Source organism: Pseudoalteromonas translucida KMM 520 (assembly GCF_001465295.1).
GTDB classification, from domain to species: domain Bacteria; phylum Pseudomonadota; class Gammaproteobacteria; order Enterobacterales; family Alteromonadaceae; genus Pseudoalteromonas; species Pseudoalteromonas translucida.
In genome coordinates this window covers 2,422,697-2,436,142 of sequence record NZ_CP011034.1, presented here as the reverse complement: position 1 = coordinate 2,436,142, position 13,446 = coordinate 2,422,697, and the positions used below count along the sequence as shown (strand labels likewise).

General features: G+C 40.4%; 12 protein-coding genes. 9 read left to right on the top strand and 3 right to left on the bottom strand.

Going from position 1 to position 13,446, the window contains the following annotated elements; all coding sequences use genetic code 11:
• Positions 1 to 3 precede the first annotated feature (3 nt).
• From PTRA_RS11275 to PTRA_RS11265, 3 genes are read left to right on the top strand one after another with little or no spacing between them, the layout of a single operon-like run.
• Entirely contained in the window at positions 4 to 1,611 is a 1,608-nt protein-coding gene (locus tag PTRA_RS11275) for a FadD3 family acyl-CoA ligase (RefSeq protein ID WP_058373838.1), read from the top strand.
• A gap of 24 nt (positions 1,612 to 1,635) precedes the next feature.
• A complete protein-coding gene (locus tag PTRA_RS11270) occupies positions 1,636 to 2,793 on the top strand; it encodes an acyl-CoA dehydrogenase family protein (RefSeq protein WP_058373837.1) in 1,158 nt (385 codons plus the stop codon).
• A 25-nt stretch (positions 2,794 to 2,818) separates the two neighbouring features.
• Positions 2,819 to 4,012 carry an acyl-CoA dehydrogenase family protein gene (locus PTRA_RS11265; protein WP_058373836.1) on the top strand — a complete coding sequence of 398 codons (1,194 nt, stop codon included), beginning with the start codon at positions 2,819 to 2,821 and terminating at the stop codon, positions 4,010 to 4,012.
• A gap of 261 nt (positions 4,013 to 4,273) precedes the next feature.
• Here PTRA_RS11265 and PTRA_RS11260 read toward each other — a convergent pair whose 3' ends face one another.
• On the bottom strand, positions 4,274 to 5,068 hold the full coding sequence (locus tag PTRA_RS11260; RefSeq protein WP_058373835.1) for an SDR family oxidoreductase: 795 nt from the start codon (positions 5,066 to 5,068) through the stop codon (positions 4,274 to 4,276).
• 55 nt (positions 5,069 to 5,123) lie between these two features.
• A complete protein-coding gene (locus tag PTRA_RS11255) occupies positions 5,124 to 6,329 on the bottom strand; it encodes an acetyl-CoA C-acyltransferase (protein WP_011328785.1) in 1,206 nt (401 codons plus the stop codon).
• Between the two features lie 719 nt (positions 6,330 to 7,048).
• On the opposite strand from PTRA_RS11255, the gene PTRA_RS11250 reads away from it, so the two are divergent.
• The 6 genes from PTRA_RS11250 to PTRA_RS11225 all read left to right on the top strand — a co-directional run bounded on the left by PTRA_RS11250 (position 7,049) and on the right by PTRA_RS11225 (position 12,833).
• Positions 7,049 to 7,519, top strand: a complete 471-nt coding sequence (locus PTRA_RS11250) for a hypothetical protein (RefSeq protein ID WP_058373834.1) — start codon at positions 7,049 to 7,051, stop codon at positions 7,517 to 7,519.
• 42 nt (positions 7,520 to 7,561) lie between these two features.
• Positions 7,562 to 8,074, top strand: a complete 513-nt coding sequence (locus PTRA_RS11245) for a hypothetical protein (protein WP_058373833.1) — start codon at positions 7,562 to 7,564, stop codon at positions 8,072 to 8,074.
• A gap of 68 nt (positions 8,075 to 8,142) precedes the next feature.
• On the top strand, positions 8,143 to 8,844 hold the full coding sequence (locus PTRA_RS11240) for a fimbrial biogenesis chaperone (protein ID WP_058373832.1): 702 nt from the start codon (positions 8,143 to 8,145) through the stop codon (positions 8,842 to 8,844).
• Positions 8,841 to 9,584 carry a fimbrial biogenesis chaperone gene (locus PTRA_RS11235; RefSeq protein WP_237113455.1) on the top strand — a complete coding sequence of 248 codons (744 nt, stop codon included), beginning with the start codon at positions 8,841 to 8,843 and terminating at the stop codon, positions 9,582 to 9,584. Before PTRA_RS11240 ends, PTRA_RS11235 begins: the two co-directional genes overlap by 4 nt.
• 2 nt (positions 9,585 to 9,586) lie before the next feature.
• The gene (locus PTRA_RS11230; protein WP_058373831.1) at positions 9,587 to 11,992 is read left to right on the top strand and encodes a fimbria/pilus outer membrane usher protein; all 2,406 of its coding nucleotides are present in this window, start codon (positions 9,587 to 9,589) and stop codon (positions 11,990 to 11,992) included.
• The gene (locus PTRA_RS11225) at positions 11,982 to 12,833 is read left to right on the top strand and encodes a hypothetical protein (RefSeq protein ID WP_058373830.1); all 852 of its coding nucleotides are present in this window, start codon (positions 11,982 to 11,984) and stop codon (positions 12,831 to 12,833) included. Before PTRA_RS11230 ends, PTRA_RS11225 begins: the two co-directional genes overlap by 11 nt.
• Here the strand turns inward: PTRA_RS11225 and PTRA_RS11220 are convergent.
• A complete protein-coding gene (locus PTRA_RS11220) occupies positions 12,823 to 13,413 on the bottom strand; it encodes a LuxR C-terminal-related transcriptional regulator (RefSeq protein ID WP_058373829.1) in 591 nt (196 codons plus the stop codon). The two genes, PTRA_RS11225 and PTRA_RS11220, sit on opposite strands and share 11 nt — an antisense overlap.
• Between the last annotated feature and the right edge of the window lie 33 nt (positions 13,414 to 13,446).

Below are 13,446 nucleotides of genomic sequence, written 5' to 3'. Positions count from 1 at the left end.
CATATGACGATCAATAATTCATTAAACCCTAGCATTAGCAACGAAGTGGATAGTATTCCTAAATTAGTGTTTGCTGCTGCAAAACGCCATGGACAACTTATTGCTATTGAAGATGGCGAAGTAAAAATAAGCTATCAAGACTTACCTACTGAGAGTTTAAATGTTAGCCGTGCACTTATTGCTTTTGGAATAAAGCCGGGCGATCGCGTGGCTATTTGGGGGGCAAACTCTGGGCGCTGGGTGCTTGCCGCGATTGGTTTGCAAATGGCCGGAGCAGTGTTAGTACCTATTAACACCCGTATGAAAGCCGTTGAAGCGGCTGAAATTATTAATCGCAGCGGCGCAAAGCTAGTATTTAGTGTTGGTGACTTTTTAAAAAGTGACTACCCCGGCGAATTGGCAAAATTATTTACCCCACAGCAACTGTCGATTGTAACCTTAACCCCACGTAAAGGGGAGCCACTTGATATTTGTTGTGATTGGCAGCGCTTTTTAGCCAGAAAAGACAGTGTTGATGAGCGCAGTGCCCGTGAAATTGCCTTAGGCGTTGGTGCAGATAATCTGTCTGATCTTATGTTTACCTCAGGCACAACAGGCAAACCCAAAGGCGTTATGAGCCGCCATGGGGCAATAATTAAAGCGTTTAGCGTATTTGTAAAAACCTTAGGCATAGTGCCTGGCGATCGCTATTTAGTAGTTAATCCGTTTTTTCATGCCTTTGGTTATAAAGCCGGATGGGTAAGTTGCTTATTAGCGGGCGCGACTATTTTACCACAAGCAGTGTTTGACGCCGATGAAGTGCTTGCCCGAATTAGCCAAGATAAAATAACCGTATTACCTGGGCCACCAACACTTTATTTATCATTGCTTGCTCATCCGCAGTTAGCAAGCGCTAACTTAAGTAGCCTGCGCATAGCCGTTACTGGCGCTGCGACTATTCCACCTATTTTAATAGAGCGAATGCGTGAGTTATTAGGTTTTAAAGTGGTAACCACGGCATATGGATTAACTGAGTGCGGTGGTTTAGCAAGTATTTGTGGCATTGATACCGACGTTGCCACCATAGCCAGTACCAGTGGCCGCGCAATTGAAGGCACCGAAATAGCAATAATGTCTGAGCAGGGTGAAATACTTGGTGCTAATGAAACTGGCGAAATTTGTATTCGTGGTTTTCATGTAATGAAAGGGTATTTTGAGCAACCACAAGCCACCGCCGAAACCATAGATAAAGACAATTGGCTGCACACCGGCGATGTTGGGCATTTAGATAAAAATGGCTATTTAAGCATTACCGATAGACTAAAAGATATGTACATTTCGGGCGGATTTAATTGTTACCCGGCAGAAATAGAGGCAGTACTTATTGAGCACAGCGCTATTGCACAAGTTGCAGTGGTAGGAATTAAAGATGAGCGCATGGGAGAAGTTGGCTGTGCATTTATTACTTTAAAATCATCAGCAGAACTTGATGAGCCAACCTTAATGACTTGGTGTCGTGAGCGCATGGCAAATTATCGAGTACCCAGAAAAATAAAAATAATTGACGCAATGCCAGTCAATGCTTCTAACAAAGTAGTTAAAGCAGAACTGATAAAGCATTTCTTGCAATAGTAAAATTTTAGAAGGAGCAAACATTTGGAATTTTCATTTACCGAAGAGCAGAAAATGATCCGCGATACTGCGCAAGCCTTCTTAGCTGAAGTATCGTCATCGAATGCAATACGCAGCGCAATGGACACTGAGCAAGGCTTTGATCCACAAATATGGCAACGTATTTGCGAAGAAATGTACTGGCAGGCAATTCATATACCGGAAGAATATGGCGGCATGGGATTAGGCTATGTTGATTTGGTGGTTATGCTGGAGCAAATGGGGCGTTATTTATTATGTTCGCCGTTTTTTTCAACCGTGTGTTTAGCCAGTAATGCCTTAATAGTTGCCGGCACTGATGAGCAAAAGCAGCAATATTTAACGCAAATATGTGAAGGCAGTTTAACCGCTACACTTGCCTATACCAGTAAAAATGGCCAGTGGGACGCAACAGCAGTACAAGGCATTGTAACTACACAGGGCGATGATTATGTACTTAATGGCACATATCGTTATGTACTAGATGGCCACACGGCGCAATTATTAATAGTTGCCGCACGTAGTGAAGGCAGTGAGGGCGAGCAAGGAATAAGTTTATTTGCAATAGATGCAAATACCCCTGGGGTAAAGCGCACTTGGTTGCCAACAATGGATCAAACACGTAAACAGGCAGAAATAGTGTTTGATAATGTGCGAGTGAGCAGCAGCCAATTAATGGGCGAGGCAAATAATGCCTGGCCACAGCTAAATAAAGTATTGCAACTAGCAGCTATAGCCATTGCAGCGGAGCAAGTGGGTGGCTCGCAACAAGTATTAGATTTAACCCTAGAGTACACCAAAGAGCGAGTGCAGTTTGGTAGGCCTATAGCGGGTTTTCAAGCAGTTAAACACCAAGCGGCAGATATGATGCTGCGTACCGAAGTAGCACGATCAGCTGTTTATTACGCAGCGTGCGTAGCAGAGGAAGCGCTCAGTGGTGGTTTATTGGCCGATGAATTAGGCGAAGCAGCCAGCGTAGCTAAGTCGTATTGCTCAGAAGGCTATTTTAAAAATGCCGGTGATGCGCTGCAGCTTCATGGTGGAGTAGGGTTTACCTGGGAATATGACGTGCACTTATATTTTAAACGAGCCAAATCGTCTGAGTTATTTTTAGGTGATGCTGCTTATCATCGTGAACACGTCGCAACATTGTTATTAGATTAAACGGCTGCTAAAAAAGGTAAAACAGATGAAATTAAGTTTTAGTGATGAAGACGAAAAATTTCGCGCCGAAGTGGCACTTTGGCTCTTTGAGAATTTAGTGGGTGAATTTGAGCAGCTTAAATTTCGCGGCGGCCCAGGGGATGAACACATGTTTCCTCTGGAGCGTAAAAAGTGGGAACAAAAGCTCGCACAAGGGGGCTGGACCTGCATTGGTTGGCCTAAAGAATATGGTGGCCGAGGTTGCTCTATTGAACAGCAAGTTATTTTTAATGAAGAATATGCTCGCGCCGGTGCGCCGGGTCGTGTTGGCCATATAGGTGAAGGGCTGGCTGGGCCAACGTTAATTGCCTTTGGTAGCGAAGCACAAAAACAAAAATATCTGCCAGGCATTGCAGCAGGAACCGCTCTTTGGTGCCAAGGTTATTCTGAGCCTGGCGCAGGCTCTGACTTAGCAAATGTTAATACCAAGGCACATTTTGATGAAGCCAAAGGTAAGTGGATTATTAGCGGGCAAAAAGTGTGGACATCGCTTGCGCATGAATCTGACTATATTTTTGTTATAGCGCGTACCAACCCAAATTCTAGCGCTCACAAAGGGCTGGGCTTTTTCTTAATGAAAATGGATCAGCCAGGTATTGAAGTGCGTGGCATAAGGCAACTTACCGGCACCTCTGAGTTTAATGAGGTATTTTTTGATCAAGCCGAATGTGATGCCGACGATATTGTAGGGCAACCAGGTGAAGGCTGGGCTATTGCTATGGGTTTACTTAATTTTGAGCGTGGCGTGTCGACCTTAGGTCAGCAAATGCAGTTTCAAAATGAGCTTAATCAAATTATTGATATAGCCAAAGCCAATGGTAAAAGCCAAAATCCAACTATTCGCCAACGCATTGCTGACGCTCATATAGGGCTTAAAATAATGCGCTACAACAGTATGCGTATGCTCTCAGATACAGATGATGGCGGCTTACAAAAAGAAGCGCTGATCTATAAGTTATTTTGGGCAACATGGCACCGTGATTTAGGCGAACTGGCAATGGATGTACTTGGCCCCGAAGCCGAAATACTAGAGTCAGGCCCTTATACATTAACCCGTTTACAGGCTATGTATTTGTTTGTTCGCTCAGATACCATTTACGGCGGCACTAACGAAATACAACGTAACATTATTGCTGAGCGTGGCTTAGGTATGCCCAAAGAGCCAAAAATAACGGCATAAAATAATTGTTTAACTTAACGACCATCACTTTATTAGCAATGACTATTAAGGTGATGGCATTATTTCCTCCTTGCTGATAGCAATCACAACTAAATACAATCCAGTCCAGTCACTAAAGTAATTCATTGCCTAACTTTACTAAAAGCTTACAGAATAAACTTGCAGTGAAGGCTGTGAGTTTAAAAATTAACTAAAGAGTAAGAAGGGCTGTAAAACTAAACCCGCTTAATAAGCGGGCTTCGTTTGAACACAGTGAGGACGTTAAAAGTTACTGCGAGGCATAGGCATTGGCGCGTCGGTTAGCCCTCCATTAACACCAAAAATTTCACCAGTAATATAACCTGCCGCAGGCGAGGCTAAAAATAGCGCACAAGCCGCTACATCTTCAGGCTGACCTAAGCGATTCATAGGTGTACGTTTAACAATAGCCTGCTCCATTTCATCATTCATTACGCCTTTAAGTGCTTCGGTAAGGGTTGAGCCTACACTAATTGCATTAACGCGCACTTTAGGTGCAAAATCTTGTGCTAAATTAAGCGTCATAAAATTTAATGCCGCTTTGGCGATGCCGTAACTAATAAAGCCGGGCTGAGCTAATTGCCCAGCTACCGATGAAATATTAATGATACTGCCTTGGCCACTGGTATTTACCATGTGCGGGGCACTAATACGTGACAAATCAAACGCGGTAGCGGTATTGAGCTTAAAGCAATTTTCTAACTCTGCTGCGCTGCTGCTAAGTGTAGGCTTAATTGCGCCTGAGCCACCGACGTTATTGACTAAAATATCAAGTCGGCCAAAATGCTCAATTGTTTTATCAACTAATGACTGTCGTTGTTGCTCATCAAGTACATCGCACGCGACTACTAAAGCGCGGCTGCCACGTTGGCGTATTTGCGCTGCTGTTTGTTCAATATCTTCGATGGTTCTGGCCGTGACTACAATATCGGCACCGGCATCGGCTAATGCCAGTGCAATGGCTGCACCTATGCCACGCCCTGAGCCGGTAACAATAGCGACTTGGCCATCGAGGCGAAATCTATCGAGTATAGACATTAATATCTCCTTACTTAAATTAGACTAACATGTTGCTGTGCAAATCAAGATTGCCTTACAGGCACACCTCAAATAAGCCTGCCGCACCCATGCCACCACCAATACACATGCTCACCACAACATATTTAACACCGCGACGCTTGCCTTCAATAAGGGCATGGCCCACCATACGTGCGCCACTCATACCAAAGGGATGACCAATGGCGATAGCGCCGCCATTAACGTTAAGTTTATTGTTATCAATACCGAGGTAGTCGCGCGAATAAATAAGCTGACACGCAAATGCTTCGTTAATTTCCCATAAACCAATATCATCAATTGATAAACCATGTTGTTTTAATAGCTTAGGAATAGCATACACAGGGCCAATACCCATTTCATCGGGCTCGCAACCTGCAACCGCCATACCACGAAACACCCCCATTGGCGCTAAGCCTTTTTGCGCCGCTAATTGTGAGTCCATTACCACACAAGCAGACGCGCCATCAGATAACTGACTTGCATTACCTGCTGTAATAAATTCACCTTGTGAAATAACGCGACCATCTTTCCAAACCGGCTCTAAGCTTTGTAGGCTCTCGAGAGTTGTAGAAGGGCGGTTACCTTCATCTTTAGCTAGCAATACGTCCTCAAAGGTTACCTCTTTGGTTTCGCGGTTAAATACTGATTTGGTGGATGCCATTGGCACAATTTCATTATCAAACAGATTATTTTTTTGCGCCGCTGCAATACGCAGCTGAGACTGTAAGCTGTACTCATCTTGTGCTAAACGTGAAATGTTGTAGCGTTTTGCAACAACTTCTGCGGTTTCGATCATCTGCATATAGGCATGCTCTGAATGCGACAGTACTTTTTTAGAAATATTACGATAAGTATTTTTGTGTTTGTTTTGCACCATAGAAATAGATTCAACGCCACCGGCAACCACAATATCCATTGAACCAAGCATAATATTTTGCGCCGCAAAACCTATACTCATTAATCCAGACGAACACTGACGGTCAAGGGTCATACCCGGCACGCTATTAGGCAGACCTGCAGCGGTCGCCGTTAAACGGCCCAAGTTATAGCCTTGAGTACCTTGCTGCGCTGCACAACCAATGATCACATCATCAACTTCTGCACCATCAATACCCGCGCGTTTAACGGCTTGCTCAACCGCATGACCTGATAATGCAGGCGCTTCGGTATCGTTAAAGGCACCACGAAAGGCTTTGCCCATAGGCGTTCTGGCGGTAGAAACTATAACTGCTTCGCGCATGATTATTCCTTTTTTATTTTGAAGTGCAAAAGCACTTATAGGGTTAATTTACGGCATAGCGCTAATGCAGCAGCGTTTAAAAACGTATTTATTTTTGATGTTAGCCTGACGCATTATGATTAATAAAATAGAGCATGCCTTAGCTGCATTAACGCCTATTGCGCTTAAGTGAACATCGACCATTTGAGGTAGGGAAGTCAATTGTACTGAAATGCCTGTGCAGAGAGTCTAAACAAACCTTGGTGGCTATGATACTAGAGTTAATTAATCAGCCGTATATTTAGCCGAGGGTTTTTAGCTTTTGAAGCATAGTTTTAGTGTTATATTTTACTGGTTAAAGCTGCGTATACGGCAACATACACGTCAAAGACTTAAAAAAGAGATAGAACAGACTTATTTGTTTAATTATGTTCAGTTTACTAATGGGATCAAAGATCGGCTTGTAACTCAACTTTTGTTTATACGTTATTTATCGTTTTATTTTACATTTTATAAACACTAAATGGCTTTAATCCCAAGTTAAGCAGGTGTTGGCGGTATTTTTAGTTTTGTACTAACTTAGTAATTGTTTAGATAATATGTTTATTTTAATTAAGCAGTGAAAGGATATTTTTGCATTGTATTACGGTTTCCTTAAGCAAATAGCAACACGCTAAACTGAAATTATACCTTAGGATTAGAAGCGTGTTAGTGAGGTTGCTTAAAAGGATTCAGTACGGATGAAAGAGTATATAAGTTATTTATTGTGTTGCCTTGCATTTAATGCGTATAGCAACGATGAAGTGGCTCTAACTTTAGTTGGGTATATTTCGCCTAAATGTGAGTTTACGACAGACAATAATAATTTAACTTTTTCTTCAGAAGGCTTCGCTAATACAGAGCTGGTGATAAATTGCAATTCACCTATGCGAGTATCAATGCTGTCAGAAAACGGCGGTTTACGCCACCAGCAAAGTACTCACTTAAATGCTTATAATGTTAACTTGTCAATTGCGGATGCTAATCAAAGTTTATCTGTGTCAGCACAGACATTAAAAGTGTCACAGGCATTTAACATTAATAAAATTCTATTTAATAGCATAGCCAAATTACAACTTGAGCTAGTTGATCCTTTAATTTATGCAGGAGAATACCGGGATGTTATTCGCATAGAAATGACGCCATCTGTTGTCTCTGGTGGTGTGCGGTAAAACATTTATTAAACATATATCACATGGAAAAGGAATATAACAATGAAAAAGTTAATCGTATTATCAGCAATAGCAGTATTATCATCAGGTTCAGCATTAGCAACTAGTCATGATTTTTCACCTGGTGGAGAGGTGGCAGTTGTTTGTGAAGCATCTGGAATTTCAGGCGACTTTGAATTTACTGAGGCAGCAATAAAAAATCCAACAAGCTCTACTCCTATCGCTCTTGGTTTCACCGTGGAATGTAATAGCGCTAATGATGCCGAGATTAAATTAAAATCGTCTAATGGCTGGTTAGAAAATCAAGCAAATGCTGCATATGGCGTTAAATATACAGCGAAACTGGAAATTGCAGACGCAATTAGTGGTTGGGAACTAGTAATGAATGCAAATAACACAGCTAAACCTACTATAAACACACAAGCCTTGACAAGCTCTGCAGAGATAGCTGATGGCTCTGCTGCAACTCTTACAGTTTCTCTTACTGGCGGCTACGGTAATACGATGGCTGGGAACTATGAAGATAATTTATTACTAACTATTACTGCTATGTAGTTATGTAATAAACAACAAGGCAGCTTAAGCTGCCTTTTATTTTAAAGGTTAGAAAAGAGGGACCACCAATGAGAGCGTCTATCCTTATTATAGCACTATTTATTTCTCACTTAACTTTTGCATTCAGAATTGAACCTATGGTGGCCGATTTGCAACCATTAGGTAGGAGCTCTCAACTAATATTGCGCGTGACCAATACCACAGAGCAACCATTGTCGGTTGCAATTGCCAGCTTTGATTTATTAATAAACTCACAGGGCAAAGAAGAGTTACTTGTTAATGACAAGGATTTTTTAATTATACCACTGACAGCAACTTTAGCACCAGGGGACAGTCAGGCCGTTATTGTAAAGTATATTGGTGAACCTATGTTAATGGCATCTAAATCGTATCGGATTGAGGTAAAGCAGCTTGCTGTTGATTTCACTGGAAGGAGCCAGCCATCGATAGGAGTAGGTTATGTTTTTCAAACTCTTTATAATGTAGTTCCAAGCAAAGCCCAAGCACAGTTAGTTATTAAAAGTAAACAGCAAGCTGCAGATGGTGTATGGAAGGTAAAGTTAGAAAATACCGGCAACAAGTATATTCGCCTAACAAAAACCCAGTGGATAATTGAAGGACCAAATGACAAGTTAGTTTTAAAAGAGACTGAGTTGAAAGATGCATTATCAAGTAAGTTTTTATTACCTCATTCTAGCCGTGAAGTGATGCTAAAAATGCCTGCACAATTTAACCCGCAACTAAGTCAATTAACAGTGGTGCAGGAATGAGTAAGCTATTTTTTTTAAGCTTTTCAGTATGCACTTGGTTTATGTTAGCGGGATTTGCGTACGCAATTGAAATAACACCTATGGTGGTCACTTTTTCACTTAATAAAGGGGGGAACAGTACCAGTAGTTTAGTACATAATGATTTACCTCGTGATATTGCATTTGATATCCAAATTTTTGAAATTCAATTTAGCGAGCAAAACATTACCCAAGAGCCGCAGTTAGTAGCGCTAACTGAATCGCCATTATGGGTTTTTCCTCCGTCCTTGTATTTAAAGCCTGGGCAGGCACAACGATTACAATTTAAATGGCTTGCAAAAGCACTGCCAGGCACAGATAAAAGCTATCAGGTTAGCTTAGTTGAACAACCGATAGCTACTCACCTTACTAGTAACAGCTCAAAACTAAGATTACTATTAAATTTTAACTTAGTTGTACATGTTGACCAACCTAAACTCCGGCCAAGTTTAATGGTGGGGCCTCTTTCAATTGAGGGGGCTAATATTACAGCTAATATTCATAATATAGGAGCGGGAGCTAGCCGATTAAGCGACTACGAACTAAAGTTAACTAATGTTAATAGTGGAGTGTTGCTACAGCGTATTCTTAAACAGCAATTAAAAGCACAAGGATACGATGTTTTTTTCGCACCAAACAGTCTCAGCCATATAAAATTACCGCTACCAAATACAATAAGTAAGGGCAGTTTGAAGCAGCTGCACTTAGAGTTGGTTGAGTAGATATGCGCTTATTTTTCGGCTTTTTCCTTATTGTCTTTTCATATACTTGCGATGCAAAAATAAACCCAACCAATCAAGCTATTGAGCTGAGTATTGAAGCCGAGTTAAATAAAACTGCGATAGGTAAAGTAACATTAGTTGTTGAGCCGAATGATAACTTATTACTTAAATGGGAAGACGTTGAAGCTGTATTTAAGGGCTTGTTGTATCCAGAAGGTTTTACAACACTTGCAGAAAAAGTGACTAAGGGGTCGCTAAGCCAAGAGGCGCTAGAGACGTTTGGTTTTGTTTTTAATTTTGATTTAAGTGATTTCAGCTTGAAAATAATTGCCCCTCTTAACTTAACTCGCCCGCAAACATTAACATTACAGTCTAATTTTAGGCGACTTCAGGCATCAGACGTGGCTAATTTAAGTGGCTTTATAAATTTATACTCTAGCTATTTATATCAACAAAATAACAGTAAAGATACGGTAAAAAAGCAATTAGCGACGCGTACTGAAATGGTAATGAACTGGCGCGGGTGGGTAATAGAAAACGAGTTGGAGTATTTATCAGATATATCACCTTCTTCATCAAACGTTAAACGTTTAGGTACGCGGTTAGTACATGATTTACCCCTTCAAGGTATGCGCGTTTCAGTAGGTGATAACTATAGTACAGGAAGTTATTTTCAATCTACATCACGCTTTTTAGGGGTTTCACTTGCTCATGACTTTTCGTTGGTTTCTGACAGGCCTATTCGACCGAGTGCCTCAAAAAGTTTTACCTTAGAAAGCCCATCCTCAGTGGAAGTACTAGTAGAGAATAGAATAATACGGAGGCTAAATTTAACGGCAGGTATCTATTCATTAGCTGACATACCTTTAAGCGAAGGGAGCAACAACATTACCCTAAAAATAACTGATATTGCAGGAGTGGTGCGTTATGTTAATTTTGATGTGACAACCGGTTTAGATTTATTTGCACAAGGCCAATTAGAATACGAAGTTCACTTAGGTATACCCGCGCAATTAAGAGAGCAACTAGAATATAATAATGACTACCCACTTATGAGCAGTTATATTAATTATGGTATGTCGCCAAGTTGGACCACTGGCTTTACAGCCCAAGCAGATAAACTAATACAGCAAATAGGCTTTAAAAGTATTTATGCCGCTAACATAGGGCAAATTGCATTTGAAAATGCAATCAGTTTTGGTGAGCATACGGGCCATGCTTACCGGTTAGTTTATAGTAGCTTTAATGACAGTAGTGTCTTACAACAAGATTTTAGCGTAGGTTATGAGTACAGCTCGGTAAATTTTCGTACGCTCGGGTATCGGCCCGATTCGCAAAATAACGTTCAGCTGCAGCATCAAATGCAGGCAAATTATAGCTTTGTGTATAGCCCTTCAGTCCAAGCCAGCTTTTTTGCTAGTTTATCCAGAGAGTATGAACAAAGTTATTTTAACAAATCTGCAGGTGTTAATTTTACAGGTAATTTAAATGATAGTGACTGGCGTTATAACGTTGGAGTTCAATGGGATGAGATAGCTGAGAAAAATGACTGGGGAGTACGGTTGTCTTTATTTTATAAATTTACTAATTCTCGCAGAGGTCAGCTCTCTCACGAGTCAAGGCGAAGTAAAACTCGCTTAGAGTACACGCAAGATGCTAATCAACGTTATGTAGGCGCATTTAGTTTTAGAGCCGGAATTGAAAATAATGATGAGAATGACGCTTTACTTGATTTAAACACCCAATACAGCGCGAATCGCTTTTTAGTCAGTATGGATCACGTTAGTGCATTTGAACAGTTAGATAGTAATTCGGCTTCGCACCAAAGTAGGGTTAGTTTTGCCTCCAGTTTAGCTTTTGCTGAAACTGAGTGGGCAATCGGTAAGCCTATCAGTGATAGTTTTGCAGTAGTGAGCGCACACTCAAGTCTAAAGAATAACATAGTTACATTAGATAAAAACAAAAAGCAATATAGGGCAAATAACGCCGATTTTGACACTATTTTACTAAGTGATGTTAATTCTTATACTAGCTCATCAGTATCAGTAGAAATAGATAATTTGGCTCCAGGATATGACCTTGGGTCGGGGCTCATCGTGCTTTTTCCATCCTATAAAAGTGGCCATAATGTAATGATTGGCACGGATGCTAATATTTCAGTAATCGCTACTTTACTTGACCAACAACAGCAGCCATTAGCTTTACAAGTTGGCGTTGCTATTTGTTCTAGCGATAAAAGTAATAAAGAGCATAAGTTTTTTACTAATAAATCGGGTCGTTTTGCACTAACTGGGCTTATACCTTGTAGTTACGAAGTTAAATTAAATAATAGCGAAAAATCGCAATTTATTTTAGATGTAAAAGAAGGTGAGCAACTACAAAGAAAAGGAAATATTTATGTACACTAAAAAAATGGTTACCTTTATTAGCGGCTTTGCTTTATTGCTTTTACCTCATATTAGCTATGCACAGTGTAATGCAAGGTTAGATAATATTGACCACTTATTTGATGACTTTGATCAGTACCATGCATTACAAAAAGTAGATGCAAAAAAGCAGCTGCGCATTAATGTAATAAATGACGAGCAGTGCCAGCTGCATATAATATTAACCAGTGAAAACCAAGCGCAGTTAAGAGGCGCTTTTCAAAGTATTGCTTATCAATTTCGCAGTGATACTCAGCAGTTAGTCAGCTCATCAATTAGTCGTTTACAACTTGTAGAGTCGGCGGCTGAAGTTGAGCTTTTGATCCCATCGGGTACACCGGTAAAAGCAGGGTTATACACAGATAGGCTGCAAATAAAACTTTATGATCAAAATAATCAGCTGCTCGATGAACGTCAACTTGATATTGAAACAGATATTGCCCCAAGAACCAGCCTGTCGGTGCTTGGTTATAATACTTTTGCAAATACCATTAACTTAGGAGAATTAATACCTCTGCAAGAATACGCTATGTTGCCTAGCCTGCAAGTAGTGACTAATTCAGATATTCAGCTGCGTGTTAGCTCTGATAATAAAGGTAAGTTAGTGCACAGTATGTACCAGCAACAATATGCGATAGATTATAATTTAGATTTAGCGGGTAATTGGTTAGGATTGGGTCAAGATACAAATAAAACGTTTTCATACGCTGGGCAAACTGTGTTTTTATTGCCACTTAAAATACAGTTAGCTGATTTTCAAGAGCAAGCTGCAGGTGAGTATTCAGATACTATAAGGTTTCAAATTAGCCCGCTTAACTATTAACTTTGTTTAAGTTTTTTTGACACCATGCAAGTGCTTGCTGTTTATTTTTAACGGCGATTTTTTGATACACCTTATGTAAATGAACTCGCACAGTTGCTTCGCTGATAAACAGGCTATCGGCAATAGCACTGGAGTGCATTCCTGAAAACAGTAAGTTTAAAACTTTAATTTCTTTACAGGTAAGATTATTCGACTGCAGAGTTGTTTGTTGCTCGCTAGCCAGCATTTGCCTCATCCAACAATCGGTAACCGCGCGAGGAAACCAAAGTTCTCCCTTATTAATCGCTTCTAACCCTTGGTGAAAAAGAGCTTCGTCTGTATTAGCATAAAATAAGCCTTTTAAATTAGGCCATTCTTTTAATGGAATAACATCACTGTCTTTAGGTACATCAAATATAACAAGCCCTTGGTGCTCATTTTTTAACATAAACTGATTAATTAGTTCATAGTTAGTGATAACGTTAAGTGCTTGATAATTTACCAGCAATATATTGTATTGTGTTGCTACACAAAATAAAGAAGTATACCCGGAAGTATTTAAACACTTTGTCTGTTTATTCGTTATATTTTCAATTGCCATTAATTTATTCCATATACTTATGTATTAATACTA